General features: G+C 63.4%; 24 protein-coding genes. 2 read left to right on the plus strand and 22 right to left on the minus strand.

Annotated elements, in window-relative coordinates; translation table 11 throughout:
• Positions 1-105: 105 nt before the first annotated feature.
• The 4 genes from ACK4OE_RS12550 to ACK4OE_RS12565 form a co-directional block, all read right to left on the minus strand.
• Positions 106-528 carry a BLUF domain-containing protein gene (locus ACK4OE_RS12550; RefSeq protein WP_409885145.1) on the minus strand — a complete coding sequence of 141 codons (423 nt, stop codon included), beginning with the start codon at positions 526-528 and terminating at the stop codon, positions 106-108.
• Between the two features lie 3 nt (positions 529-531).
• Positions 532-1,260 carry a GTP cyclohydrolase I gene (gene folE / locus ACK4OE_RS12555; protein WP_409885146.1) on the minus strand — a complete coding sequence of 243 codons (729 nt, stop codon included), beginning with the start codon at positions 1,258-1,260 and terminating at the stop codon, positions 532-534.
• 125 nt (positions 1,261-1,385) lie between these two features.
• A complete protein-coding gene (clsB, locus tag ACK4OE_RS12560) occupies positions 1,386-2,633 on the minus strand; it encodes a cardiolipin synthase ClsB (protein WP_409885147.1) in 1,248 nt (415 codons plus the stop codon).
• A 145-nt stretch (positions 2,634-2,778) separates the two neighbouring features.
• Positions 2,779-3,516 carry an endonuclease/exonuclease/phosphatase family protein gene (locus ACK4OE_RS12565; RefSeq protein WP_409885148.1) on the minus strand — a complete coding sequence of 246 codons (738 nt, stop codon included), beginning with the start codon at positions 3,514-3,516 and terminating at the stop codon, positions 2,779-2,781.
• A gap of 175 nt (positions 3,517-3,691) precedes the next feature.
• Between ACK4OE_RS12565 and ACK4OE_RS12570 the strand changes: the two genes are divergently transcribed.
• Positions 3,692-5,443 carry a tetratricopeptide repeat protein gene (locus ACK4OE_RS12570; RefSeq protein WP_409885149.1) on the plus strand — a complete coding sequence of 584 codons (1,752 nt, stop codon included), beginning with the start codon at positions 3,692-3,694 and terminating at the stop codon, positions 5,441-5,443.
• Between the two features lie 192 nt (positions 5,444-5,635).
• Here the strand turns inward: ACK4OE_RS12570 and ACK4OE_RS12575 are convergent, their stop codons facing one another.
• From ACK4OE_RS12575 to ACK4OE_RS12605, 7 genes are all read right to left on the minus strand, one after another.
• Positions 5,636-6,481, minus strand: coding sequence for an aldolase/citrate lyase family protein (locus tag ACK4OE_RS12575; RefSeq protein WP_409885150.1), 846 nt, complete (start codon positions 6,479-6,481; stop codon positions 5,636-5,638).
• A 19-nt stretch (positions 6,482-6,500) separates the two neighbouring features.
• Complete coding sequence (hpaH, locus tag ACK4OE_RS12580) at positions 6,501-7,316, minus strand: 2-oxo-hept-4-ene-1,7-dioate hydratase (protein WP_409885151.1); 816 nt, start codon at positions 7,314-7,316, stop codon at positions 6,501-6,503.
• A 180-nt stretch (positions 7,317-7,496) separates the two neighbouring features.
• Positions 7,497-8,492: a Bug family tripartite tricarboxylate transporter substrate binding protein gene (locus ACK4OE_RS12585; protein WP_409885152.1), complete on the minus strand. Its 996-nt coding sequence runs from the start codon at positions 8,490-8,492 to the stop codon at positions 7,497-7,499.
• Between the two features lie 58 nt (positions 8,493-8,550).
• The gene (locus ACK4OE_RS12590; RefSeq protein WP_409885153.1) at positions 8,551-9,510 is read right to left on the minus strand and encodes a fumarylacetoacetate hydrolase family protein; all 960 of its coding nucleotides are present in this window, start codon (positions 9,508-9,510) and stop codon (positions 8,551-8,553) included.
• Positions 9,507-10,388 carry an extradiol ring-cleavage dioxygenase gene (locus ACK4OE_RS12595; protein WP_409885154.1) on the minus strand — a complete coding sequence of 294 codons (882 nt, stop codon included), beginning with the start codon at positions 10,386-10,388 and terminating at the stop codon, positions 9,507-9,509. Before ACK4OE_RS12595 ends, ACK4OE_RS12590 begins: the two co-directional genes overlap by 4 nt.
• Before the next feature lie 29 nt (positions 10,389-10,417).
• Positions 10,418-11,893 carry an aldehyde dehydrogenase family protein gene (locus ACK4OE_RS12600; RefSeq protein WP_409885155.1) on the minus strand — a complete coding sequence of 492 codons (1,476 nt, stop codon included), beginning with the start codon at positions 11,891-11,893 and terminating at the stop codon, positions 10,418-10,420.
• A gap of 31 nt (positions 11,894-11,924) precedes the next feature.
• Positions 11,925-13,409 (minus strand): FAD-binding oxidoreductase, encoded by a 1,485-nt coding sequence (locus ACK4OE_RS12605; protein WP_409885156.1) that lies wholly within the window; start codon positions 13,407-13,409, stop codon positions 11,925-11,927.
• 187 nt (positions 13,410-13,596) lie between these two features.
• Between ACK4OE_RS12605 and ACK4OE_RS12610 the strand changes: the two genes are divergently transcribed.
• Positions 13,597-14,502: a LysR family transcriptional regulator gene (locus tag ACK4OE_RS12610; RefSeq protein WP_409885157.1), complete on the plus strand. Its 906-nt coding sequence runs from the start codon at positions 13,597-13,599 to the stop codon at positions 14,500-14,502.
• A 47-nt stretch (positions 14,503-14,549) separates the two neighbouring features.
• Here the strand turns inward: ACK4OE_RS12610 and nudB are convergent, their stop codons facing one another.
• The 11 genes from nudB to ACK4OE_RS12665 all read right to left on the minus strand — a co-directional run bounded on the left by nudB (position 14,550) and on the right by ACK4OE_RS12665 (position 25,302).
• On the minus strand, positions 14,550-15,017 hold the full coding sequence (gene nudB / locus ACK4OE_RS12615; RefSeq protein ID WP_409885158.1) for a dihydroneopterin triphosphate diphosphatase: 468 nt from the start codon (positions 15,015-15,017) through the stop codon (positions 14,550-14,552).
• A 12-nt stretch (positions 15,018-15,029) separates the two neighbouring features.
• Positions 15,030-15,848 (minus strand): CsgG/HfaB family protein, encoded by an 819-nt coding sequence (locus ACK4OE_RS12620; protein ID WP_409885186.1) that lies wholly within the window; start codon positions 15,846-15,848, stop codon positions 15,030-15,032.
• Positions 15,849-15,994: 146 nt separating this feature from the next.
• Complete coding sequence (gene aspS, locus ACK4OE_RS12625; protein ID WP_409885159.1) at positions 15,995-17,809, minus strand: aspartate--tRNA ligase; 1,815 nt, start codon at positions 17,807-17,809, stop codon at positions 15,995-15,997.
• A gap of 40 nt (positions 17,810-17,849) precedes the next feature.
• A complete protein-coding gene (locus tag ACK4OE_RS12630; RefSeq protein WP_409885160.1) occupies positions 17,850-18,473 on the minus strand; it encodes a DUF502 domain-containing protein in 624 nt (207 codons plus the stop codon).
• A gap of 7 nt (positions 18,474-18,480) precedes the next feature.
• The gene (locus ACK4OE_RS12635) at positions 18,481-18,831 is read right to left on the minus strand and encodes an FmdB family zinc ribbon protein (protein WP_409885161.1); all 351 of its coding nucleotides are present in this window, start codon (positions 18,829-18,831) and stop codon (positions 18,481-18,483) included.
• Between the two features lie 110 nt (positions 18,832-18,941).
• The gene (locus ACK4OE_RS12640) at positions 18,942-20,393 is read right to left on the minus strand and encodes a sodium:solute symporter family protein (RefSeq protein ID WP_409885162.1); all 1,452 of its coding nucleotides are present in this window, start codon (positions 20,391-20,393) and stop codon (positions 18,942-18,944) included.
• Between the two features lie 179 nt (positions 20,394-20,572).
• Positions 20,573-22,138 (minus strand): ubiquinone biosynthesis regulatory protein kinase UbiB, encoded by a 1,566-nt coding sequence (gene ubiB, locus ACK4OE_RS12645; protein ID WP_409885163.1) that lies wholly within the window; start codon positions 22,136-22,138, stop codon positions 20,573-20,575.
• Complete coding sequence (locus ACK4OE_RS12650) at positions 22,135-22,797, minus strand: hypothetical protein (protein ID WP_409885164.1); 663 nt, start codon at positions 22,795-22,797, stop codon at positions 22,135-22,137. The genes ubiB and ACK4OE_RS12650 overlap by 4 nt, the downstream gene beginning before the upstream one ends.
• A gap of 52 nt (positions 22,798-22,849) precedes the next feature.
• Positions 22,850-23,866 (minus strand): Tim44 domain-containing protein, encoded by a 1,017-nt coding sequence (locus ACK4OE_RS12655; protein ID WP_409885165.1) that lies wholly within the window; start codon positions 23,864-23,866, stop codon positions 22,850-22,852.
• A gap of 76 nt (positions 23,867-23,942) precedes the next feature.
• Positions 23,943-24,674: a bifunctional demethylmenaquinone methyltransferase/2-methoxy-6-polyprenyl-1,4-benzoquinol methylase UbiE gene (gene ubiE / locus ACK4OE_RS12660; protein ID WP_409885166.1), complete on the minus strand. Its 732-nt coding sequence runs from the start codon at positions 24,672-24,674 to the stop codon at positions 23,943-23,945.
• Positions 24,675-24,879: 205 nt separating this feature from the next.
• Positions 24,880-25,302, minus strand: a complete 423-nt coding sequence (locus tag ACK4OE_RS12665; protein ID WP_409885167.1) for a gamma-butyrobetaine hydroxylase-like domain-containing protein — start codon at positions 25,300-25,302, stop codon at positions 24,880-24,882.
• Positions 25,303-25,386: the final 84 nt, after the last annotated feature.

A 25,386-nucleotide genomic window follows, 5' to 3' on the forward strand; every position in this document is an offset into this window, starting at 1 on the left:
CGTAGCGAGCGGCCTCAGCCTGGGTTGAGGAACGCAGCCGCACTCCCGTGCGGCGAGTACCGCAGACCCGGGATCAGGCCGCGCAGTAGCAAAGCGCCCCGCTTTTCAGGCCCTGCCGATGATGGAGGCCGTGGCCATCAACTCTTCAAGCAACGCAAACGACACCTTGCCCGACACCGAATAAGGGTCCAGCTCGGGCCGCTCGGAGTATTTGAGCAAGATGGAATGATTGATCTTGGACATGTTGACCTGCCCCATCGTCCAGCCGCCAAAGCGGCGTTCGGCGATTTCTTCGTAGTGCAGCAGCTCCACGTTCTGGTGGCGGCTGTCGCGCTGAATGTGGCCGTACAGCTCATTGACGGCCGAGCGGCCGCCTTCAATGGCTTGCAGAAACACACCACCGCCGTAACACAACACGCCGGTAATGCCGGAGCCGGGGTTATGCTGGCGGGACTGGGTCAAGATGGCTTCGATGGCGGCGGGCGTGGTGTCTACCGCGCGGCTGGCGTAAAGCAGGCGTACCAACATGGGTTAGTTCTTTCCTGGAATGAGGGACAAAAATTCGCGACGCAACGACGGGTCTTTGAGGAACACGCCGCGCATCACCGAGTTGATCATCTTGCTGTCCATGTCGCGCACACCGCGCCAGGACATGCAAAAGTGGCTGGCTTCCATGACGATGGCCAGGCCATCGGGCTGGGTCTTTTCCATGATGAGGTCGGCCAGTTGCACCACGGCTTCTTCCTGGATCTGGGGGCGGCCCATGATCCAGTCCACCAGGCGCGCGTATTTGGACAGACCGATCACGTTGGTGTGCTCGTTGGGCATGACGCCGATCCAGATCTTGCCGATGACGGGGCAGAAATGGTGGCTGCAGGCGCTGCGCACAGTGAGGGGGCCCACGATCATGAGCTCGTTCAGGTGCTCGGCGTTGGGAAACTCGGTGATGGGGGGTTGTTCTACGTAGCGGCCCCGGAACACCTCGTTGAGGTACATCTTGGCCACGCGGCGCGCGGTGTTGTTGGTGTTGTGGTCGCCCACCGTGTCGATCACCATGCTGTCGAGCACGCCCTGCATCTTGACTTCCACTTCGTCGAGCAGTTTCTCCAACTCGCCGGGTTCAATGAACTCGGAGATGTTGTCGTTGGCATTGAAGCGTTTGCGAGAGGCGTTGATCCGCTCGCGGATCTTGACGGAAACGGGGGTACCTTCTTCATCCGGCGAGGTGGGCGTCATAGCAGCAGCGGGTTGACTGGACATGAGCGGCATCCTACCAGCGAACGCCACTCAGCTGATTTATAGGGTTTTTGGCCTCTACCGCTTATTGCACAAGCGCTAGCAGCTATTATTTATATAGCAAACATGGGCGACGGCTCCCGCCAGGCTCAGTACCTGTTGCCGGTGACCCACAGTGCCAGACGCATCAACCCGAACGCCACACGGTCGAGCACACGCTGGCGCAGCGGGCGGCCTGCGTAGCGCGCCGGGTCCATGCGCCGGCCTGCGTGCTGCATGGCGTGCACCAGCCGCTGGCGCAGGTCGATGGCAAAGGCAGCGTCTTCGACCACCACATTGGCCTCGCGCGCCAGCAACAGGCTCAAAGGGTCGAGGTTGGACGAGCCCACCGTCGCCCATGGCTTGTCGCCCTGCGCGTCGATGACGGCGACCTTGGCGTGCAAAAAGCTGGGCGCGTACTCGTGGATCTCCACCCCCGCATCCAGCAGCGCGCCATACACCGGCCGCGCCGCGTGGTACTGCATGAAGTACTCATAACGCCCCTGCAGCAGCAGGCGCACGCGCACGCCACGGCGCGCCGCCATCACCAGCGCTCTGCGCAGCTTGCCCCCGGGCATGAAGTAGGCGTTGGCAATGATGACCTCGTGCCGCGCCGCACCGATGGCGCGGCGGTAGGCCTTTTCGATGCGGCTGCGGTTGCGCACGTTGTCGCGCAGCACCAGTGCGGCGCGCATGGGCGGCGCGCCATCTGCCGCCTCGGCCAGGCGGGCCGCGTGTTTGGCTGCGCTGGCGGCGCGCAGGGCCTGCAGCGCCTCGGGCAGGCGGCGCTGGCGCGCGTCGCGCACGGCCTGCATGCGCCACCACAGCTGGTCCATGGTGTCGCTGGCCATCTCCACCAGCGTGCCCGTGGCCTGCACGGCAAAGTCAAACCGTGGGGCGTCTAGCGTGCCGTGGTTGGGGTCATGAAAATCATCCAGCACGTTGATGCCGCCGCAAAACAGCGTGCAGCCGTCCACCACGCACAGCTTGCGGTGTAGCCTGCGCCACCGGTGGGGCAACAGCAAGCCCAGCGGGCCCAGGGGCGAGTACACGCTGTATTGCACGCCTGCCGCCTGAAGGCGCCCCGCCCAGTCGGGCGGCAAGGCGCCGGTGCCCACGCCATCTACTACCAGCTGGGTACGCACGCCGCGCTGGGCAGCGCGCATCAATGCTTCGGCCACCGTAGCACCCGTGCCGGTGAAGTCAAAAATATAGGTCTCAAACTGGATGTCCGACAGGGCGGCATCCATGGCCTCAATCAACGCAGGAAAAAGCTCCTCGGCCCCTTGCAGCAGCCGCACCTGGTGGTCGTCGGCAAAATCGGACCCGCGCAGCGTGGCAGAAGGTTTTCTTGTCATGTCGGCGATCCACAGTACGCCGCTGCACCGGCAGCCCGCGGCACTGGCACGCCCCGATACCAGTGCCACCGTGGAACTGGCTTTGCCAGGCCACGGGTGGCGTCCCCCCTCTGGGGGGAAGGCGCGAAGCGACTCAGGGGGGGCTTCACAACCTGAATTCAGCGATGAGCGGCAGGTGGTCGGACATGCGCCACCAGATGCGGCCCTTGGGCACATGCAGCGACAGGGGCGTGAGGCCCCGCACGTAGACATGGTCCAGCTGCGCCAGCGGCAGACGCGCCGGGTAGGTGAACATGCGCGGCGCCTCAAACTCGTACAGAAAAAAGCTGGCAAGCATGCGCTTGATCTGCTGGCCCCAGTCGTTGAAGTCCCCGGCCACCACCAGCGGGGCACCGGTGGGCACCTCCCGTTCGATGAAGCGCTGCAGCCGCTCGATCTGGCGCACGCGGCTGCCCGGGATCAGCCCCAGGTGCACCACGATCACGTGCACCCGGCGGCCGTGGGCGTCCACCTCGACATGCAGCAAGCCGCGCTGCTCGAAGCGGTGGTCCGAAATGTCCTCGTGCTGGTGTCCGATCACCGGCCAGCGCGACAGCAACGCGTTGCCGTGTTCGCCGTGTTTGGTGATGGCGTTGGTGCGGTAGATCGCCTCGTAGCCCTCGGGCGCCAGAAACTCGGCCTGCGGAAGCTCGGGCCACCGGCGGAAAAACGCCTGCTCGCCGCGGTTGAGCTTGCGCACCTCCTGCAGACAGACGATATCGGCGTCGAGCTGCTCCACGGCCAGGCCGAGGTTGTGAATCTCCAACCGGCGCACGGGCCCGATGCCTTGCACGCCTTTGTGGATGTTGTAGGTCGCCACCCGCAGAATGTCGTCGTGTTCCATGAGCCTCATCGGAGTAGTTGAGCGCGTTTGCCAGTACCGAAGCCCGGTCTGCGAGGGAGGATTGTGTCGCAAGCCGCGCCGGCAGCGGGTTTGCCCGGCATTTGCGCCGTGCGGGCGCCCTTACACTGGGGACTTTCACTATCCACCCCAGCAGCAGGGCCGGTACACACCACCGATGGCAACCGAGAAAGAACAATCCGCCCCACCCCCGGTGCTGGCACTGATTGTTGACAGCAATGCCACATCACGCAGCATTCTGGTGGGGCAGCTGCGTGAGTACGGGGTGACCCGCATCGTGCAATGCACCCGCGTGCAGGACGCGCGCAACCGGCTGGAACACACTGTTTTTGACTATGTGCTGTGCGAGCAGTACTTTGGCGAGGGCGGCTATTCGGGCCAGACCCTGCTGGACGACTTGCGGCGGGCGCAGCTGCTGCCGTTCTCCACCGTGTTCTTCATGGTCACGTCCGAGGCGTCGTATGCCGCCGTGGCCGAGGCGGCCGAGTCGGCGCTGGACGGTTATCTGCTCAAGCCCTTCACGCCCAGCGCACTGTTTGAGCGGCTGAGCCTGGCGCGCCTGCGCAAGATCCATCTGCGGCCTATTTTTGACGCCATCGAGGCCGAAGACTTTGAGCGTGCGGCGCAGCTGTGCGTGGAACGGTTCGAGTCTCGCCAACCCTATTGGCTGTATGCCGCCCGCATTGGGTCTGAATTGCTGCTGCGCCTGGGCCGCCACGACCAAGCCCGCACGCTGTTCGAGGCCGTGATTGCCGCACGCGCCCTGCCCTGGGCCAAACTGGGCGTGGCACGCGCGCAGATCGAGTCGGGCCAGGCGGCACGCGCCATCACCACGCTGCAGGAGCTGATCGGCGAAGACCCGTCGTTTGCCGATGCGTACGACGTGCTGGGCCGCGCCCAGGTGGAGCTGGGCAACTTCTCGCAGGCCATCGAGACCTACCGCACCGCCAGCGGCCTCACACCGGACTCGGTGGTGCGGCTGCAGAAGCTGGGGATGATGTCGTACTACATGGGCGACCGCGAGACCGCCACCAAGATCCTGGCGCGCGCCGCCATACTAGGCATCGACTCCAAGCTGTTTGATTTTCAGTCGCTGGTGTTGCTGACGTTTTCATACTTTGCCGAAAACGACCGCAAAGGGATCGAACGCTGCATGGCTGATTTCGCCCGCATCATGGAGCGGCACCACGCCAGCCCGCGCATTCAGCGCTTTACCGATGTGGCGCGCACGCTGCAGCTCATCCAGCAGCGGCAGTTCTCACAAGCGGTGGAGTCGGTGCGCAACATGGCCCGCGAGATCACGTCCAGCAGCTTCGATTTCGAGGCCGCATGCAATCTGGGCAGCCTGCTGGCAGTGCTTGCGGTCACGTCGATCGATCTGGCCGACGGCGAAAGCTGGGTGCGCGCGCTCGGCATGCGCTATGCCAACACGCGCGGCCTGACCGAGCTGCTGGCCAATGCCTGCAACCTGCATGCCCCGTATGGGGACCTGATACGCGAATGCCTGGTCCAGATCAACAAGACCGCAGAGACCGCCATGGCGCGAAGCCTGCACGGGGACCCGACCGGTGCCGTCCAGAATCTTCTGACAGAGGCCGAGCGGACGCTCAACTCCAAGCTTGTGGACATGTCCCAGCAGGTGCTGCTGCGCAACCAAGCACGCATAGCCTCGCCCGAGCCACTGCAGGAGGCCATTGACGCGTTGCGCACCCGTGTGGGCAGCGCTCCGGCACGCGCCATCCTGGGGCAGGACAGCGAACGGCGGCCCGGGGGAGTGGTCATCCGCTCACGCAGCGCCGCCGAGCCCAGCCCTGCACCACGGACACCAAGCAATGACGAAATAGGCGACTCCAGCAACGCGGAGTCTGTGGATCCCGCGGATCAATTCAGGCTAAGACCTGCCGGATAGGAGCCGGAGTGACTAAGAGCGGCTAACAAAACTCAGCGAAGCGGTTCTGGCTAGGCGCTGCGTCGCAGGCAGTACGGGCAGTACGACAAGACGCGGCAACGACGCCAGAAGAGTTTTGTTAGCTGCTCTTAAAAACGCTCAGCCAAATGGCCCTGGCCGAGCGTTCCCCAAGGGGTATGCCCCTTGCAACTTTCAATACACCGTGGGAGACGGCGCGCTAACTGCTGAAGCCATGCTCATAGGTCTGCCATAGCGTGCCGCCAAGTCCCGCGTGGCGGCCACCAGAACGCTGGTATCCACCCCGACAGCGACAAAGACTGCGCCCAGTTCGAGATAGCGGCGTGCCAGCTTTTCGTCGGCCATCAAGATGCCGGGGGCCTTGCCCGCCGCCAGTACGCGGCGTATTCCGTCTTCGATCACGGCCTGCACGTCGGGGTGTCCGGGGTTGCCTACGTGACCCATGCTGGCCGACAGGTCAGCGGGGCCAAAGAAGACACCATCGACGCCAGGCGTGTTGGCAATCGCATCCAGGTTCTGGATGGCCAGCGTACTCTCGGCCTGCACCAGCAGGCAAACCTGGGCATTGGCCTCCTTGAGGTAGCCGGGGTAGCGCATCCACTGCGAGGCACGCGCCAGGCCTGCACCCATGCCACGGATACCGCCGTGTCCGTCGTCCTGCGGGTAGCGCGTGGCGCGCACCAACTGTGCGGCCTGCTCGGCCGTGTCCACCATCGGCACCAGCAGTGTTTGCGCACCAATGTCAAGGTACTGTTTGATCAGCGCCGTGTCGCCCACGGGCACGCGCGCCACCGGGTGGGGCCCCATGCCCAACATGGCACGTGCGCTGGCGATCCCTTGCAGTTGCGCGAGCATGAGCGGCACGTCATTGGGGGCATGCTCGCCATCGAGCAGCAACCAGTCAAAACCGGCGCCCGCCACCAGTTCCGCCGCATAGCCATTGGCCAGGCCAAACCACAGGCCAATCTGCGGCGTGCGTGCAGCCAGAGCCGCCTTGAACGTATTTACAGGGGTGTGCACAGTCAAGCCCTCAGACAATTCAGCAAAATCGAAAGGCAATATTGCCCAGGGGTCCATAGTCGGCATGAAAGGTATCGCCCGCTGTGGCTGCCACAGGGCGTGTGAACGAGCCGCCCAGTACCACCTCACCCGCCGCCAGGCCTTCACCGTACGGCGCGAGCTTGTTGGCCAACCAGGCTACGCCGGTGGCGGGGTGGTTCAAAACAGCGGCTGCCAGCCCCGATTCCTCGATGACGCCATTCTTGTAGAGCAGCGCGCCGCACCAGCGCAGGTCCACTGCATCGGGGCGCACAGGACGCCCTCCCGTGATGATGCCGGCGTTGGCCGCGTTGTCGGAGATGGTGTCGAAAACCTTGCGCATCACGCCGGTATGGCGGTCGTGCTGTTCAATGCGCGCGTCAATGATCTCGATGGCGGGCACCACGTATTCGGTGGCAGCCAGCACGTCGAAGATGTTCACCGGCGGGCGCCCAGGCTCGCCCCGCAGCGGCTTGTTGAGCACGAACGCCAGCTCCACCTCGACGCGCGGCAGGATGAAGCGCTGCATGGGAATGTCCCCGCCTTCGGCAAAGAACATGTCGTCCAGCAGGGTGCCAAAGTCGGGCTCGGTGATCTGGCTGGCAATCTGCATGGCGCGCGAGGTCAGGCCGATCTTGTGACCGCGCACCGTGCGGCCCTCGGCGATCTTCATCGCCACCCAGGCGCGCGAGATGGCATATCCATCTTGCACCGTCATACCAGGGTAGCGCTTGGAAAAGTGCTCCACCTGCACGCGGCTCTTCTCGGCCTGGTGCAGCTCCCCGGCAAGCTGATGGATCAATGCGTCATCAAACATCGGTCATTCCTTCTTCTCATTTTGTGCGCCCTGGAAACCGCGCGGCGGGACTGGCGAGCACCAGGCCTGTGCGCGCCGCGCAAGAACCTCCCAGGCACGCATGCAACCCTTGGCCTGTGAAGGCTGGTCGTAGCGCCCCCCCTTTGAGGGATAGACGCGAAACGAATTAGGTAGGCGTATTCAAGACTCGGCGGTAAAGCCAATGGCCTTCACGATGGGAGCCCATTTTTCCGCATCTGCTTTGAGCAAGGCTGCCAGCTCAGCGGGCGTGGAGGAGCGGGCCTCCAGTCCCATCGCTGCCAGCCCACCGATCACCTCCTTGTCGGCCAGCGCGGTGCGAATGGCGGCATTGGCCCTTTGCACCAGCTCAGCAGATGCCTTGCCCGGTAGGAAGAAACCAAACCACTCACCGTAGACCATGTCCTTGAAGCCCTGCTCCACCAGCGTGCTGACACCGGGCACGAATCTATTGCGGGTGGCACCCGAGGTGGCCAGCACCCTGAGCTTGCCACCGGCAAGGTGTGGCAAAAACTCGCCCACCGGCGCAGAGACGGCCGCAATCTGCCCGCCCAGCAGGTCCAAGATGGCGGGCTGCGACCCCCGAAAACCCACGTGCCGCATGTCTACGTTGCCTGCGCGACTGATGAGTTCGCCCACGAAATGCGGCACGGACCCAGGCGCTGGCGATCCGAAGTTCGCTCCCGTCGGGTTAGCTTTGCACCACTCCAAAAATTCAGGCACGGTTTTTACAGAGGCTGGCACCTGAGGCCCCACCGCAAAGCCCATGTCAAACACCACGCCCAACGAGACTGGGGTGACATCGGCTGCCGGGTCGTAGGGCAGCTTTTTGTAGGTGTGGGGGTAGATGCCCAGCATGGACATGGGGGTGACCAGCAGCGTGGCGCCATCTGCAGGAGCCGCCTTCAGGGTGGCAATGGCGATCTGCCCCCCTGCGCCGGTTTTGTTCTCCACCACGGCCGATTTGGCGTAGGCGGGGGCCAACTGGGTCGCCACGCGGCGCGCCAGTGTGTCGACGGTGCCACCAGCGGCAAAGCCCGCCAGTATCTTGACTGTATCGATGGACTGCGCTCGGGCCATCAACGGCAACGAACCAGCAGTACCTGCCAGTGCCATGTGCAAAACGTTACGGCGCGAACTTGAAAAGAGAAGGGTCATGATTTGTCTCCGGGTTGTTATAGGACGGTCAAGGGGAAGCAAGAACAAAGACGTGGCACTACGGCGATGACGACTGGCTTCTGGCGGCCTGCCGGTAGTTGGCCTTCAAGCGGTCGGGCACGCGCTCATCAAATCCGAAGGCAACGCGCCGCACCTCTGGGCTATCGGTGGGTTGGTGCCCCACACCCAGAGCTGACGCGCGCGGCGCAGGGATGGCGACCACTGTACCCGCAAGGCGCCCCAACCCGGTGATCTCGCATTCCACAAGGTCACCGGGGTCCACCGAGCGCGAGTGGCACGGCGTGCCCATCAGGATCACATCGCCAGGCACTAGCGTGATATGGCGCGCGATATCGGCCACCACGTAATGCGGACCCCAGATGGTTTCGTCACCGATGTGCGCCTCCTGCACGACCAAGCCATTGCGATAGGTGCGCAGCGTCTGCTCGAACAGGTTCACGCCGCGCACGATGCCAGGGCCGATGGGCAGCAAGGTGTCCGCACCCTTCACGCGCAGCATGCTGCCCTGGTCGGTATCGCGGTAGTTCTGCAGGCCCATGTCGAGTGCGGGGCAAAAACCTTCGATGTAATCCCATGCCTCATCGGGCAGCACGTTGCGGCAGGTCTTGCCGATGACCACGGCGTACTCGCCCTCGTAGTTGAGGTACAGGCTGTCAGCGGGCTTGTGAATCTCGCAACCGTGCCCATTGATCGAGGTCGGCGGCTTGGTGAAGTAGGTGGGCGTCTCGGTCGGCTTGGGCTGGTTGCGCGTCTCATAGCTGCGGGAGCTGTACGAGATGTGCACAGCGATGATCTTGCTGGGCGACACGGGCGGCAGGTGCTGCACGGTAGCGACGTCCACCACACGGCCATCGTCCAGGCGCAGGAGGCCTTGCTGTGCACCATCTTCCACCAGGGTGCCCCAACAGGCGCTGCCGCCCACCAGCACGCGGCGGCGCTCCACGCGGGGGCCACGCATCACTGCGGGCAGCTCTTTCAGGGGGAATTCGAAATTCATGCCGCCACCTCTTGCGGTTCGAACCACATGTGCACATTGCCGGTGCCGCGCGCGTTCTCATAGGCTGACAGCGTCTCGCCCCGCGCACGACAGGCCGCGCCCCCCATGGCTCCCAACATTTGCAGGTAGTGGGCGCCAAAGGCTTCCCAAGGGAGCTTTCGGTATTCGTCCTGCCAGCGGTCCAGCACCGTGTCGTGTCGGCCCTGCTGCATCAGCTCGATCGCGCCCTTGTCGCTGGCGATGTTCTCGGGGCGCGAAACATTGCTCTCGTGAAAGATACGCGGGTGGTTGGGCTTCCAGTCGATAGGGTTGAACTTGTGGCTGAGCGCACCGGAGGCGAGCAGCGCCACACGAAGGTTGCTGCGGCGGACCGCCTCACCTATGGACTCACCCGATTTCACAAAATGCGTCCAGTCGCAGTTCTGGCATGAACTCACGGTAACCACAGGCGTGTCACTGTGCTCAAGCCGAAGTTGCTTGACCAGATTGATGGTGGCGTAGTGACGGCCCAGTTCGGGGTGGTTGATGGCGCGGTTGTAGCCCCCTCGCTCGCGCGACACGGCCTCAATCTCCAAAGCCAATTCAGGGTACCCCCGGTAGTCGTAAGGCACGCCATGCAGGTACCAGGGCATCTCGTCCGATATGTAGTTGCCCTGGTACCGCGGAGCGCCATCCACCAAGTGGTAGCCCGTGGTGAACCAGTGCGAGTCGAAAATGATGACCACGTCAGGCCGGGCTTCTGCGAGCTTGGCGCGAAGCCGCGCATATCCCGGGATCAGGTCCGAGTCGGCCCCCGCGCCCTGCAGCACGCGAAACTCTTCGCACTGCATCAGGCCGGGGTGGTGAGAGACGATGGCGGCGCCAACGATGCTTCCCATGGGGTGTGTCTCCTTTGTGTAGGTAATGCTCAACGATGGCTGAAACTGGCGCGGAAAGGCTTTTTCGGGACGACGACGTCCTTGACGTCGCAGAAGAACTCGAAGCTCCAGTCGCCACCCTCGCGGCCCACACCGCTGCGCTTGATGCCGCCGAACGGCGCGGCCAGATCGCGGATGCCGAAGCTGTTGACCCAGATGAAGCCAGTGCGCACCCGCTGCGCCACCGCGCTGGCATGCTCGGTTTCGCCGTAGCAGACGCCGCCCAGGCCGTAGTCGGTACCGTTGGCCAGGGCGATGGCCTCCTCGTCGCTGTCAAAGGCCTGCAAGGTAAGCACCGGGCCGAAGACCTCGTTCTGCACGATCTCGCTGTCCTGGCGCAGATCGATGAGCAGCGTGGGCTGGTAATACTGCGCGCCGACGGGGTGGTGCGCACCGCCCCAGAGCAGCGTGGCGCCATCGGCCACGGCGCGCTGCACGAAGCCGTGCACAAACTCGATCTGGCGCGGATGGATGATGGGGCCGACCTCGGTGGCTTCGTCGCGTGGGTCGCCTACCGTGAGCTTTTCCACATAGCTGCGCAGCGCGGCCACGAAGGCGTCATACACCTTGCGGTGCACCAGAAAGCGTGTGCCCGCCAGGCATACCTGGCCCGCGTTGCGGTACATCAACGCACCCGTAGCGGCCGCGTTGTCGATGTCTGCATCCTCCAGCACGATAAAGGCCGACTTGCCACCCAGCTCCAGGCTGCAAGGCACCAGGTTGGCACCTGCAGACTGCGCGATCCACTTGGCTGTGGGCACCGATCCAGTGAACGAAATACGTGCCAGGCGCGGGTCGCTGACCAAGCGTGCGCCGGTGTTCGCACCGCTGCCCTGCACGATGTTGAAAACCCCCGGCGGCAGACCGGCGGCATGGGCGCAGTCGGCCAGCAGGCTGCTGGTGAGCGGAGCCCATTCCGGCGGCTTCACGATGACGCAGTTCCCCGCAGCAAGCGCCGGGCCGAGCTTCCAGGTGGCCAGCATGAGCGGCGCATTCCAGGGCGTGATGATGGCCACCACACCAGCCGGGTCATGGCGCACAAGGTGGGTGGCCTGCTCGGTCTCGATGGGACGATCCTGCAGGCTGAGCGCATGCTCGGCGAACCAGGTGATGTTGAGCATGGCGCGCGGCACCACGCCGTGCTTCATGCGCGAGAGCAGCACCCCCGCATCGTTGGATTCGAGCGTGCAGAAGGCCTCGGCGCGCTGGCCGATCTCGGCCGCAAAGCGGTCCAGATAGGGCTTGCGCTCGGCGGCCGTGAGCGCGCTCCACGCCGGGAAGGCGCGTGCTGCGGCGGTGACGGCGGCATCCACATGCGCGGGTGAACCCTCGCTGATGCACCCCAGCAGGGACTGGTCGATGGGCGAGTGCAGGTCAAAGCGAGTGTCCGAGGCCACACGCTGGCCGTCGATGTAATGGTGGGGCGATACGGCGATGCCGGCGACGTTCAGCGTGTCGGTGCTCACAGGGCGTTTCTCCAGGGGGATGACAAGGCCATCAGGGGCGATGGGCCAAAGGGGTTTCGGGCAGCAGCTTGGCCGGGTTCATCAGGCCGGCGGGGTCGAGCGCAGCCTTGATGCGCTGCATCAGGCGCAGCTCAACCGGCGCCTTGTAGCGTGCGGATTCGTCGCGTCGCAGCACGCCCAAGCCGTGCTCGGCGCTGATGGAGCCACCCAGGGCGTGGACGGCGTCGTGCACCAGCCGGTTCAGCGGGCCTTCGAGCGCCAGAAAGGCGGCCTTGGCGGCAGCGTCCAGCGGGCCGGTGGCAGCGGGCGAAGCGTTGTAGTGCAGGTTGCCATCGCCCAGATGGCCGAAGGTGACCTGGCGAACCTGTGGGAAGGCAGCGCCCACCATGGCATCGGTGCGAGCGATGAACTCGGGCACACGCGAAATGGGCAGCGCGATGTCGTGCTTGATGGTCGGGCCCTCGGCGCCCTGCGCCTCGGAGATGTTCTCGCGCAGCGCCCACAAGGCCTCGAACTGCGCGAGCGTGGTGGACAGGGCGGCATCTGTGACAACGCCCTGCTCCATCGCCGCTTCGAGCAAATCCTCCATTGTTTGCGCCGCACGGATCTGGGCATCTTCCTTGTCGCCGTGGACTGATACTTCGAGCAGTACATACCAGGGCGAGGCCTCGGCCAGCGGGCGCCGTGTGCCCGGCACATGGTGCAGTACCAAGGACATGCAGGTATCCGACAGCAGTTCAAAAGCGGTCAGCGATGCCCCGGTGCGCTGTTGGGCCAGCGTCAGCAACTGCAAAGCAGCGTCTGGACCTTGCACCGCGACCAGCGCGACGACTTGGGCGGCAGGCAGCGGGAACAGCTTGAGCACTGCAGCGGTGATCACACCCAGCGTGCCTTCCGAACCAATGTAGAGGTCGCGCAGGTCGTAGCCGGTGTTGTCCTTGCGCAGGGTACGCAAGCCGTTCCACACTTCACCCTCGGGCGTGACGACCTCCAACCCCAGGCACAGCTCTCGTGCATTGCCGTAGCGCAGCACCTGCACGCCACCCGCATTGGTGGCCAAATTTCCGCCGATAGTGCATGAGCCCTCTGCGGCCAGACTCAACGGAAAGAGAAGTCCAGCCTCGCGGGCGACATCCTGCACCTGCTGTAGCGTCGCGCCAGCCTCCACCACCAGAGTGTTATTCAAGGGGTCAAGATGGCGCACTCGGTTAAGCCGAGTGAGGGACAGCAGCAGTGGCAGTCTACGGCCGACCGATCCAGCCTCGGGCACGGAACCACCCGAAAGTCCGGTGTTGCCACCTTGGGGCACCACGGCCACGCCGTGCGCATGGCACCAGGCCAACAGTTGCGCTACTTCATCGGTGTTTGCAGGCTGAGCCACGGCAAGCGCAGGCCCCTTCCACTTCCCGCGCCAGTCCGACAGAAACGGTGCCATCTCTCCAGGCTCGGTCCACACCCGTCCCGCGTACGCGCTGCGCAGCGATACCAGGGTTGCGGAGCCTTCGTTGTTTGTCATCTTGGTGCTTCAGGTTGTCTCGTATCGTTGTTGTGATTTCGCGGGAAGCTTTCGCTAGCCCAGAAGGACTTCCCGCGTCCGATGTGAGTATCGATAGAGCCGTAGCGCTTGACAATCAATGCTTTCTGATGGATTGTTAAGACGATCTAATGAATGGACTTTTGTTCGAGCGTGACACCATCACCCCATGTCCTTGCCCCACTTCACACCACGCCAGCTCGAAGCCTTTGTCACCGTGACAGAGCTACGCAGCTTTGCAGCCACCGCCGAGCGTTTGGCCCTTACGCCGTCTGCAGTCAGCCAGCTTGTGAGCGAGTTGGAAGAAGCGCTTGGTTTCAAGCTGTTCGAGCGCAGCACGCGCAGGGTGGATATCACCAGCGCGGGGCGGGAGTTCCTGGCATCGGCAGAGTCCGTGCTCAAGCACCTGCGCATGGCGCAGGCGGCCGCTAGTGATGTACGCAACCGCGCGGCGGGCATCGTGCGAATTGCTGCGCCATTGGTCGTCGCCAGCGTGATCCTGCCCAAGGCCATCAAGGCCTATACACAAACCAGGCCCAAGGTGCGCATTCACATTCGCGACGTGCCGGTGGAAAAACTCGTCGATGCGGTCGCAGGCGGGGACGCCGACCTGGCGTTGGGGCCGGATCGCGCTTGCGGCGAAGACGTCGTGCGCACCCAGCTTTTCGAAAGCCCCTGGGTGCTGTGGTGCGCACCCACCCATCCCCTGGCCCGAAAACGCAGCGTGACCTGGGAACAGTTACACAGCTACCCTCTGGTGGCTGCAGGCAGGGACCATGAACGCAGCGTGGCACAGATGCACACCGGACTCCCCAGCGAGCAGCGCGTGACCCCGGTTGAGATCGTGGACAACATCTCCACCGCAATGGGACTGGCCGCCGCCGATGTGGCTGCTACGCTGGCGCCCGACTATGTGGGTGCGCTGGCCAAACCACTGGGGCTGGTGCGTCGCCGCATTTTGTCGCCCGAAGTCATGCGCTATGTGTGCCTGTACAGCCCTGCACGGCGGGCCACCTCACCTGCAGCAGAAGGCTTCTCAGACCACCTGGTCCGCATCCTCGCCAAACGCAAGTGAGCGGCACGCTTCGGTGCGCACACTTCGGCGCCTATTCCAGCGTCTGCTCACACGAAACGAGGAAGCAGCAGGCAGGCCTCGGCATTGGAGGCCGAAAAGCAACGCTCGGCGGCACGCTGCCAAGGCAACCATTCGAAAGCATCGTGTTCACGGGGGCTCAGCACCACGGGCGTAGCTGCTGGTACACACAAGCCAAACACCCGCTCGCGATTGCGCGTGATACCTGGGGCGTATCGGTGCAGCCATTGAGGCCAGATGTCGTAGACGTTCTCCAGCGCCCAGTCGGTCAGGGCGCAGCCGGGAGCCCGCACGTCAATACCGGTTTCTTCAGCCACTTCACGGCGAGCGGTCTCGTCAAAAGCCTCATCAAGACGGTCTTTGCTCCCGGTAACCGACTGCCAGTGCCCTTCACCTCCTGTGCGACGGATCAGCAGAACCTCCAGGGCGGGCGTATGGATGACCACCAGCACCGACTCTGGAAGCTTGTAGGGCCTGTGCTGCACTATCGGCACCATGACGCCTATCTGCTATCCGCCCTTGGAGCGCGGGGCTGCAGTGGTCGTGGGAACAGGCGGCGGCAGCTCCTTGGACTGCAACGCCCTGACCTGGACTACCAACTGATTGTGTGCATCAAGGAAGGCCGCGGCAATGACCTTGCCCTCATTGGTGTTGCTCCAACCAGCACCCGCCGCTCCCCCGAGTTTGCCGAACACGAGCCCGCCCACGCCCAGGTCCGTGGTGCGCGCGGACCCAGTGGCGGCGGCAACCTGTTCTGTGGTTTCGTTGTCGGACAGCAGCAACGCCGTCTGCGCCTCCTTGAACTTGACCTGCTCCACCATGCCGGCCAGGCCCGCGATGTCGCGCAGCACGGGAATCATGGCAATCACGCCCGCCAGGCCCCGTCCCGCGTCCTGCTCGCTGAACGTGAGACTGGGCGTGAGCGTGTACTGCGCTTCGTAACCCTTGCCCTTTGCCACGGTGGAGTTGTTCTTGCGCAGCACTCCGGAATCCTTGAGGTCCTGCTCCTGGATGGTTCCCCGCAACCCTGCGGACCGGTCCACCACGCGAAAGCAGCCACTTTGCTGAGCCAGAAGCTTGACCAGGGGCACGGGGGACGGCGGGAGGCTGTAGCCCGAACCGATGGTGTAGCCATTGGGATTTTCTGCCAGCGCCAGCGTGGCCACAGGTGCCTCGCAGCGCGCCAGTTCGCGCGCTGCATTGCTTGCCCCCACCGGCCCTGCCGAGCCAGTGACCACGGAACCGCCCTGGCCCAGTTCGGTCTTCTTTTCGCCGCAACCTGCCAGGGCTAGCAGCACGGCGCCCATCCACAAAGCCCGGGTCGTCATTGAACGCATGGAAAGTGTCCTTTCAGTCCCAGCGCCACATCAGCGCGCGCTGGCCAAGAAAAAAGCGGCGCGGGCCGCCAGGCCCTTGCCGCTTTGGAGTGCGATGTCACGAGAGTGCATCCGCTGGGTTCGGGGACGGCCCCGGCTCAGTCCGCCTTGACGGCGTCGGGATTGCGCAGGCGAATGTGCAGTTCGCGCAACTGCTTCTCGTCCACCACCGAGGGGGCCTGCGTGAGCAAACACTGGGCACGCTGCGTCTTGGGGAAGGCAATCACATCGCGGATGGATTCGGCGCCGGTCATCAGCGTCACGATGCGGTCGAGGCCAAAGGCCAGGCCACCGTGCGGGGGCGCACCATACTGCAACGCGTCCAGCAGGAAGCCAAACTTGATCTGCGCTTCTTCGGGCGAGATCTTGAGGGCATCGAACACTTTCTGCTGCACATCGGCGCGGTGGATACGGACCGAGCCGCCACCCATTTCCCAGCCGTTGAGCACCATGTCGTAGCCCTTGGAGATGCACTTCTCGGGCGCGGTAACCATCCAGTCCTCATGCCCATCCTTGGGGCTGGTGAAGGGGTGGTGCACCGAGTTCCAGCGCTGGTTGTCCTCATCGAATTCGAACATCGGGAAGTCCACCACCCACAGCGGTGCCCAGCGGCTTTCAAAGAGGCCCGTCTTCTTGCCGAACTCGCTGTGGCCGATCTTGATGCGCAGAGCACCAATCGCGTCGTTAACGATCTTTTCCTTGTCGGCGCCAAAGAAGATCAGGTCGCCGTCTTGTGCGCCGGTGCGCTCCAGCACAGCGGCAAGGGCTGCGTCGTGGATGTTCTTCACGATGGGGCTTTGCAGGCCGTCACGGCCCTTTGCCAGCTCGTTGACACGGATGTACGCCAGGCCCTTGGCACCGTAGATCTTGACGAACTCGGTGTAGGCGTCGATCTCGCCACGGCTGATACCACCGCCTTCGACCGAACCACCAGGAATACGCAGGCCCACCACGCGGCCATTCTTCATGTTGGCGGCACCCGAGAACACCTTGAAGTCCACGTCCTTCATCACGTCGGTCAGCTCGGTGAATTCGAGCTTTACGCGCAGGTCGGGCTTATCGGAGCCATACAGGCGTGCGGCGTCCTGGTAGGTCATGACGGGGAACTCGCCCAGGTCCACGCCCAGCGTGTTCTGGAACACCGTCTTGATCATGCCCTGGAACATGTCGCGGATGTCCTGCTCTTCCATGAACGATGTTTCGATATCGATCTGGGTGAATTCAGGCTGGCGGTCGGCGCGCAGGTCTTCGTCGCGGAAGCACTTGGTGATCTGGTAGTAGCGGTCAAAGCCCGCCACCATCAGGAGCTGCTTGAACAGCTGGGGCGACTGCGGCAGCGCAAAGAAATGGCCATCGTGCACGCGGCTGGGCACGAGGTAGTCGCGCGCGCCTTCGGGCGTGCTCTTGGTGAGCATGGGGGTTTCGATGTCGATGAAACCGTTGGCATCCAGGAACTTGCGCACCTCCATGGCCACCTTGTAGCGCAGCATGAGGTTGTTCTGCATGTACGGACGGCGCAGGTCCAACACGCGGTGCGTGAGGCGCGTGGTTTCAGACAGGTTTTCTTCGTCGATCTGGAACGGGGGCGTGACCGAGGGGTTGAGCACATTCAGCTCATGGCACAACACTTCGATCTGGCCTGTCTTGAGCTTGTCGTTAGTGGTGCCCGCAGGGCGCGCGCGCACCACGCCCTTGACCTGCACGCAGAACTCATTGCGCACGTCCTCAGCAACCTTGAACATCTCGGCGCGGTCGGGGTCGCACACCACCTGCACGTAGCCTTCACGGTCGCGCAGGTCGATGAAGATCACACCACCGTGGTCGCGGCGGCGGTTCACCCAACCCGACAGGGTGACGGTTTGGCCCAGCAGGGCTTCGGTCACAAGACCGCAATAGTGGGAACGCATGGCCATGGCAATAACTTCCGGCGCCGCTGTGGCGCATTAAAAAGATTCACTTACTGGGAGGCACGAGCGTGGGGTCGGGAGGAGCGACCACGCCCATCGAAACAATGTATTTGAGGGCGGCGTCCACGCTCATGTCGAGCTCGACGCAGTCGCTCTTGCGCAGCATCACAAAATAGCCCCCCGTGGGGTTGGGCGTGGTGGGCACATACACACTGACAAACTCATCGCGCAGGTAGGCGGCCACTTCTCCGTTGGGCGAGCCCGTCACAAACGCGACCGTCCAGACGCCTTCGCGCGGCCACTGCACCAGCACGGCTTTGCGAAACGCGTTGCCGCTTTCGGAAAACAGCGTGTCTGACACCTGCTTGACACTGGAGTAGATGGACCGCACCACCGGGATGCGGTGCACCACCGCATCGCCCCACTGCACCAGCTTGCGCCCGGCAAAGTTGCTGGCTACTGCCCCCACCACCAGCAAGATCACCAGGGTGAGCACCACCCCGAAGCCCGGTACGTGAAAGCCGATCAGCCGGTCGGGGTGCCAAGCCATGGGAAGGATCTGCAGGGTCTGGTCGAGCGTACTCACGATCCAGTTGAGCACCCACGCAGTAATCACCCCTGGCACGATCACCAGAAGGCCGGACAACAGCCATTTGCGCAAGGCAGCCATGAAGGACTCAGGTAGACGAGATAGAGGAAGAAGTGCCGCTAGCGCTTGGTACGCTTGCGCTGGCAGCTTCACTTTTAGGAGCATCGCCAGCAGGAGCTGGCGCGGCGGAGGAGGCAGCCTCGGAGGCTGCTCCCGGCTTTGCGTCGGCGGCCGGTGCAGCGGGGGCGCCGCTGTTGCCTCCCCGGAAATCCGTCACGTACCAACCCGAACCCTTGAGCTGAAAACCAGCGGCGGTCACCTGCTTGGTGAACGCTTCAGCCCCGCAGGCAGGGCACACCGTGAGCTGTGGATCCGAGATTTTTTGCAGCACATCCTTGGCATGGCCGCAGGAGCCGCATTTGTAGGCGTAAATAGGCATGTCAGTGTGTTGAGGGAAAGTGCAAAACCCTCAATTATAGGCGGCATGCCTGTCCCAAGCCCCGCAGCGAGCGCGGGGCTTGGGACTGCCAACCCTTGTGGCGGGCGGAGTCAGGCAGCAGTGCCTTCGTAGTGGGTAACCTGGCCCTTGTGATCTTCGATCCACTGGGGGGCCAGCGAGCCTCCCAGCATGCCCAGCAGCGCCGCCAGCACGCCCGCCAGTTGCTGCGGGAACGCCTCGGACAGCATGGGGCTGGCCACAAACAGCAGCCACACGCCCAAGCCCATGGTCACCGCCAGCAGCGCGCCCTGGGTAGTGGCACGCTTCCAGTAAAGGCCAAACACCAGGGGCACAAACGCCCCAACCAGCGGCACCTGGTAAGCGCCAGACACCATTTCATAGATCGATGTGCCCTGCATGGTGATGGCGTAGGTCAGAACGCAGGCAGTGAACACGAACACTGAAATACGCATGGCCTTGAGCGTTTGCGCGTCCGTCATGCCCGGGCGCAGGTTGTGCAGGATGTTCTCGACAAACGTGGTGGATGGTGCCAGCAAGGTGGCGGAGGCGGTGGACATGATGGCGGACAGCAATGCACCAAAGAAGGCCACCTGCAGCACCAATGGCATGCGCTCCATCACCAAGGTGGGCAGCACCTTTTGCGGGTCGTCCTTGAGGAGTTCCTGCGAAGCCTCGGGCATGATCAGTACGGCGGACATCACCACAAACATGGGGATGAACGCAAACAGCAGGTACAGCACGCCGCCGATCACGGGGCCCTTGCGCGCGGTCTCTGCACTGTCGGACGACATCACGCGCTGGAACACGTCCTGCTGCGGAATCGAGCCCAGCATCATGGTGATGGCTGCAGCGATGAAGAACGTCCACTCCTTGACACCCCCCGTGGGGAAGAACTGGAACTTGCCCTCGCGCGCGGCAAACTCGATCACCTTGCCCGCGCCGCCAGCCAGATCAGCTGCGTACCACGCGATGGCCAGCAGACCCAAGGCGATCACAATCATCTGCACAAAGTCGGTCATGGCCACCGACCACATGCCGCCGTACAGCGTGTAGACCAACACGACAAGGGTGCCGATCACCATACCCAGCGTGACGGAGACGGCGCCCTGGGTGAGAAGGTTGAACACCAGGCCCAGTGCGGTGATCTGTGCAGCCACCCAGCCCAGGTAGCTGAACATGATGATGGCCGAGCAGGCCACTTCGATCACCCGGCCATAGCGCTGGCGGTAATAGTCGCCCAGGGTGATGAGGTTCTTCTTGTACAGCTTGTACGCAAAGAACAGCCCCACAAGGATGAGGCACATCGACGCGCCAAAGGGGTCTTCGACCACCGAACCGAGGCCGGTGTCCACAAACCGTGCCGACACGCCCAGCACGGTCTCCGATCCAAACCAGGTGGCAAAGGTGGTGGCAATCACCACCGCCAGGGGCAGACTGCGCCCGGCCACCGCATAGTCAGCCGTGTTGTGCACGCGGGTGGCGGCATACAGCCCGATGCCAATTGAAACCAGCAGGTACACAACGATGAACGTGATCAGCATGGCGCCGCTCCGAAACTCCAAGGGGGGTTGCAAAACCGCAGGGCACGTTCCACACATGCCACATCGACATGTGGCTACCCTGCAGACCAAGGGGACGACTGTCTTGCGAAAGTCGTAACAAAAGTTGTTGCGGATTATGGAGGCAACTTCCGTGCCTCCGACCCGGTTCTTACCCGCTGCTAGAAAATCCGGATCCGCATGAACAGCTGCATGGCCAGCAAGCCGAGCATAAAGCCCGCCCCTCCATAGATGAGCGACTGAAGCAGCCGGTTGGTGCGGTTTTGGGCCTCCAGCAATTCACGCAGCGCATGCTGCTGGTCGGCGGGGCGCTGGCGCAGCGCGTCGTACAGCAGACGAGGCAACTCGGGGATCAGTTTGGCGTAATGTGGCGCCTCGGCCCGCAGCTCGCGCCACAGGCGCTGGGGACCCATCTGCTCCAGCATCCACTTTTCGAGGAAAGGCTTGGCGGTGCTCCACAGATCCAGCTCCGGGTCCAGCTCGCGGCCCAGGCCTTCGATGTTGAGCAGAGTCTTTTGCAGCAACACCAGCTGGGGCTGAATTTCGACATGGAAGCGGCGCGACGTCTGGAACAGGCGCATCAGCACCATGCCGAGCGAAATCTCCTTGAGCGGCCGGTCGAAATACGGCTCACACACAGCGCGGATAGCCGATTCGAGGTCGTTGACGCGCGTCTCGGGCGGCACCCAGCCGCTTTCGATGTGCAACTCGGCCACGCGCTTGTAGTCACGCCGGAAGAACGCCACAAAATTCTGCGCCAGGTATTCCTTGTCCGACTCGGTGAGCGTGCCGACGATACCGAAGTCCAGCGAAATGTAGCGCCCAAACGTCGCCGGGTCCAGACTGACCTGGATGTTTCCGGGGTGCATGTCGGCATGAAAGAACCCGTCGCGAAACACCTGCGTGAAAAAGATCGTGACGCCGTCACGCGCCAACTTGGGAATGTCCACGCCCGCATCGCGCAGGCGCTCCATCTGGCTGATGGGCACGCCATTCATGCGCTGCATCACCATGACTTCGGGGTGGCAGAAGTCCCAGAAAATCTCGGGAATCAACACCAGATCGAGCCCCTGCATGTTGCGACGCAGTTGCGCAGCATTGGCGGCCTCGCGCACCAGGTCCAGTTCGTCGTGCAAATAGTTGTCGAACTCGGCAACTACCTCGCGGGGCTTGAGGCGCTTGCCGTCAGCAGACAGGCTTTCCACCCAGCCCGCCATCATGCGCATGAGGCTCAGGTCCTTCTCGATCACTGGCAGCATGCCCGGCCGCAGCACCTTCACAGCCACCTCGCGCGCAATGCCGTTGCGGTCACGCAGGGTGGCAAAGTGCACTTGGGCGATGGAGGCACTCGCCACCGGCGTGCGGTCAAACGAGGTAAAAACTTCGTCTACCGGGCGGCGGAACGCGCGCTCGATGGTGGCAACAGCGATGTCGTGATGAAACGGCGGCACCCGGTCCTGCAGACGTGCCAACTCGTCGGCAACATCGGCGGGCAACAGGTCGCGGCGAGTTGACAGCACCTGGCCGAACTTGACAAAGATGGGGCCGAGCCGCTCCAGTGCCTCACGCAGCCGCTGGCCGCGCGGGGCGTCGAGATTTCGCCCCACCGAGAGCACACGCGACAGCAAACGCAACCAGGGCTTTTGGAAACTATCGAGCAGCAGGCCGTCCAGGCCATACCGGAACACCACCCACAGGATGGCCGCCCCCCGCAGCAAGCGTTTCATGCGTCAGCCCGGCCAGGTCCGCCGTGCGGCGCAGCGGGGGCCGAAGATACGGTGGTGGTGGAAGGCGATGCACTGGGCGCGGGTGCGGCGGCATCAGCGTTCGCATTTGCATAGGTATTGGTATTTGCAGCAGGTGCTACCCGCGAGCCCACAAACTGGCGCAGCGCCTGGGCCGCGCGGCCTGCAATCTGGGCCACGGTGTGCGCAGGTGCATCGCCAATCACCCGGGCCAGGTCTTCTTCTACGTCCCAGCGGACATGGTCCACCAGCCAGTTGATTTCAGCAGCCAGCTGCACATCGCCTTCGATGCGGATCGAGGGCTTGTCGCCGCGCAGCGCCACCTGGGCCAGCGCAAGTGGTGAAGCCTCTGTGACGTGAAGCTGCAGGTCGGGCGTTGCGCCGTCTGCGGCCAGATTGAACAGGCCCGCAGGAGTGATGACCAGGGCCATCGAATACGCACGCCATTGCACGCGGGCAACGCGGCCTTTCTGGCGCACCAAGCGGTCGGTGGCCTCCCTTTCTTGCATCAGGACATGGTTGAGGAACAGCACCATGCGCTGCTGCACCTCATGCACCAGCCATTGCGGTGGTTGCGGGCCGGCGGCCACACGCTCAAAGAGGCCGTCCAGAAAAGAAAAAGGGGACTGTGGTGTTGCCATAGTCCCCGATTATTCCCTGAACTGGGAAGCCCCCAAAAGTGGGGCTTTTGCTTTATTGCAGCGCTTGCACGCCTGCTACCAGCCAGCCGCTGTTGCCGGCCTTGGATTTGGTCATGTTCCACACTTCGCGGAACGGGCTGGGGCCAGCCGACAGCTCTTCGCGGATCATGCCGGAGAACTCGACGCTGGCCATGTAGCCGTCGCCCAGGTCTTCAATGCCCAGCAACTGGGCTTCGATCATGACCACATCGGTGTGGTTGGGCTGCGCGCCGCGGTGGGCTTCACGCTCGGTCAGCTGGGTGCGGATTTCATCGAGCATGCTGTCGGTCATCATCGAACGCAGCGTGTTGATGTCCGAACGGTCCCAGGCAGCCTGCAGCGTCACGAAGTTGCGCTTGGCGGCGGTCAGGAAGCCTTCGGTATCAAAGCCTTCCGGGACACCCCAGTTCTGCGAACCCGACAGGCCCGAGCCAATCACCACACCGGTGCCCGCTTGAGCACCCTGGCCCTGGCGCGATGCGTCAAAAGCCATGCTGCTGCGCTCCCAAGGGCGTGCAGATGCGTCATTGCCCACGTTGTTGGGGCTGTACTGCGGCGGCACTTGTGCCGCTGCTGGCGTTGCGGCACCCGCGCCCTGGAAGGCAAACGGAGCCCCGCCGCCCGAGGCATTGCCGCCGTTGCGCGACCGCATCACCATCTTGAAGATGGCGAATGCGGCAAAGGCCAGCAGAGCAATCATCAAAATGTTGGCGAACCCTGCGCCCAGGCCCAGCGAGCTGGCCAACCACGCCAGACCCAGACCAGCGGCCAGGCCGCCCAGCATGGCGCCCCAGGGCTTCTTGGCTGCCGCTGCCGCAGGTGCCGCTGCAGCGCCGGGCTTGGCCGCCGCAGCGTTGTTCACGTTCTGCGCGGGTGCGCCCGGCGTTGCGGGCGGCGTGGCGGAATCACGCTGCGTGACATTGCCCGACTGCTTGCCCATTGACTTGCCGCCACCCATACGCTTTGCATCCGCGTCGGCGTGTGCAAACGCCAGCATCGCCACCAACACCACAGACCACAGTTTCATCATGACTTCTCCGTCTCCGTTAATTCATTCCGAGCCCGGCGCCCTGAGCCCTTGCTCAGCGCTCTTGCTCAGTGCCTGCTCAACACTTGATTCCAACATGCAAGGCGACAATGCCACCCGTCATGTTGTGATAGTCCACATGCCCAAAGCCATTTTTTTGCATGAGGCTTTTGAGTTCTTCCTGCCCCGGGTGCATGCGAATGGACTCGGCCAGATAGCGGTAGCTCGCGTCGTCGCCTGCCACCAGCTTGCCCAACTGGGGCAGCACCTTGAACGAATACCAGTCGTACACCTTCTCCAGCGGCTTGGCCACTTTCGAAAATTCGAGCACCAGCAGTTTGCCGCCGGGCTTGAGCACACGGCACATCTCGGCAATTGCCTGGTCCTTGTGTGTCATGTTGCGCAGGCCAAAGGCCACGCTCACCACATCAAAGTGGGCATCGGGGAACGGCAGTTTTTCAGCATCGCAGACCAGCGTGGGTAACACCACTCCGGCATCAATCAGGCGATCACGCCCCACGCGCAGCATGGCTTCGTTGATGTCGGTGTGCACCACACGGCCTGATGCGCCCACCTTTTTGGCAAACGCCATCGCCAGGTCACCCGTGCCGCCCGCAATGTCCAGCACCTGACTGCCTTCGCGCAAGTTAGCCACCATCACGGTGTAGGCCTTCCAGGCGCGGTGCATGCCCGCCGACATGAGGTCGTTCATCACGTCGTACTTGGAGGCCACCGAATCGAACACGCCGCGCACATGGCGCGCCTTTTCCTGCTCGTCGACCGACTGAAATCCGAAGTGAGTGGTGCTCATAAAAATCATGCTAGGCGCGTGAGCGCCAGAGGTACAGCGACAACCCCGCACTGGAATGGGGCATCTGTCGCAATTACGACAACGCCATTTGAAATAAAATGGCCGCTAACGCTCATCTAATAAGCGCTGACAGCTATCCTTTAAATAGCAACTCAATCGACAGGGGGAACACCCGCTTACATAGCGCCGCCCCGCCCAACCTGCATCAGTGGCTGCCACAAGCGTGGCCACCCGCACCACCCTTGGGCGCCATGGGCTCGTCACGGTTAGCGCCCGCTGCCGCCAGGCGCTCGGTGTACTGGGTCCACAACGCATCTTGCTGCTGGCCCAGTTCGTAGAGGTAGTCCCAGCTGAAGATGCCGCTTTCGTGCCCGTCAGAAAACGTGGGCTTGACGGCATAGTTGCCCACGGGCTCCAGGTTGACCAGCGTCACTTCGCGCTTGCCGGTCTGCAGGACTTCTTGCCCCGGGCCATGGCCTTGCACTTCGGCAGAGGGCGAATACACACGCATCAGCTCAAACGGAATACGGAACGTGGCGCCGTCAGAGAACCCCACCTCCAGCACCCGCGATGCCTCGTGCACCGTAATTGCCTGCGGTGTGGGCGCGCCCAACTTCAAACCTGCCATGGATTCACCTGTGAGAAAACTGTTGTCAGAAGACAAAAAAGACCGCAGCCATTGTCCCACCCACAGGTGGGCATGCCCAGGGCA

This window comes from Acidovorax sp., assembly GCF_046314175.1.
Classification (GTDB): Bacteria; Pseudomonadota; Gammaproteobacteria; order Burkholderiales; family Burkholderiaceae_C; genus Acidovorax.

Bases quoted from the DNA above. Each gene is read 5' to 3' on its own strand.
- ACK4OE_RS12550 (WP_409885145.1), bottom strand. From the start codon at position 528: ATGTTGGTACGCCTGCTTTACGCCAGCCGCGCGGTAGACACCACGCCC.
- folE (WP_409885146.1), bottom strand. From the start codon at position 1,260: ATGTCCAGTCAACCCGCTGCTGCTATGACGCCCACCTCGCCGGATGAA.
- clsB (WP_409885147.1), bottom strand. From the start codon at position 2,633: ATGACAAGAAAACCTTCTGCCACGCTGCGCGGGTCCGATTTTGCCGAC.
- ACK4OE_RS12565 (WP_409885148.1), bottom strand. From the start codon at position 3,516: ATGGAACACGACGACATTCTGCGGGTGGCGACCTACAACATCCACAAA.
- ACK4OE_RS12570 (WP_409885149.1), top strand. From the start codon at position 3,692: ATGGCAACCGAGAAAGAACAATCCGCCCCACCCCCGGTGCTGGCACTG.
- hpaH (WP_409885151.1), bottom strand. From the start codon at position 7,316: ATGTTTGATGACGCATTGATCCATCAGCTTGCCGGGGAGCTGCACCAG.
- ACK4OE_RS12585 (WP_409885152.1), bottom strand. From the start codon at position 8,492: ATGACCCTTCTCTTTTCAAGTTCGCGCCGTAACGTTTTGCACATGGCA.
- ACK4OE_RS12590 (WP_409885153.1), bottom strand. From the start codon at position 9,510: ATGAATTTCGAATTCCCCCTGAAAGAGCTGCCCGCAGTGATGCGTGGC.
- ACK4OE_RS12595 (WP_409885154.1), bottom strand. From the start codon at position 10,388: ATGGGAAGCATCGTTGGCGCCGCCATCGTCTCTCACCACCCCGGCCTG.
- ACK4OE_RS12605 (WP_409885156.1), bottom strand. From the start codon at position 13,409: ATGACAAACAACGAAGGCTCCGCAACCCTGGTATCGCTGCGCAGCGCG.
- ACK4OE_RS12610 (WP_409885157.1), top strand. From the start codon at position 13,597: ATGTCCTTGCCCCACTTCACACCACGCCAGCTCGAAGCCTTTGTCACC.
- nudB (WP_409885158.1), bottom strand. From the start codon at position 15,017: ATGGTGCCGATAGTGCAGCACAGGCCCTACAAGCTTCCAGAGTCGGTG.
- ACK4OE_RS12620 (WP_409885186.1), bottom strand. From the start codon at position 15,848: ATGACGACCCGGGCTTTGTGGATGGGCGCCGTGCTGCTAGCCCTGGCA.
- aspS (WP_409885159.1), bottom strand. From the start codon at position 17,809: ATGGCCATGCGTTCCCACTATTGCGGTCTTGTGACCGAAGCCCTGCTG.
- ACK4OE_RS12630 (WP_409885160.1), bottom strand. From the start codon at position 18,473: ATGGCTGCCTTGCGCAAATGGCTGTTGTCCGGCCTTCTGGTGATCGTG.
- ACK4OE_RS12635 (WP_409885161.1), bottom strand. From the start codon at position 18,831: ATGCCTATTTACGCCTACAAATGCGGCTCCTGCGGCCATGCCAAGGAT.
- ACK4OE_RS12640 (WP_409885162.1), bottom strand. From the start codon at position 20,393: ATGCTGATCACGTTCATCGTTGTGTACCTGCTGGTTTCAATTGGCATC.
- ubiB (WP_409885163.1), bottom strand. From the start codon at position 22,138: ATGAAACGCTTGCTGCGGGGGGCGGCCATCCTGTGGGTGGTGTTCCGG.
- ACK4OE_RS12650 (WP_409885164.1), bottom strand. From the start codon at position 22,797: ATGGCAACACCACAGTCCCCTTTTTCTTTTCTGGACGGCCTCTTTGAG.
- ACK4OE_RS12655 (WP_409885165.1), bottom strand. From the start codon at position 23,866: ATGATGAAACTGTGGTCTGTGGTGTTGGTGGCGATGCTGGCGTTTGCA.
- ubiE (WP_409885166.1), bottom strand. From the start codon at position 24,674: ATGAGCACCACTCACTTCGGATTTCAGTCGGTCGACGAGCAGGAAAAG.
- ACK4OE_RS12665 (WP_409885167.1), bottom strand. From the start codon at position 25,302: ATGGCAGGTTTGAAGTTGGGCGCGCCCACACCGCAGGCAATTACGGTG.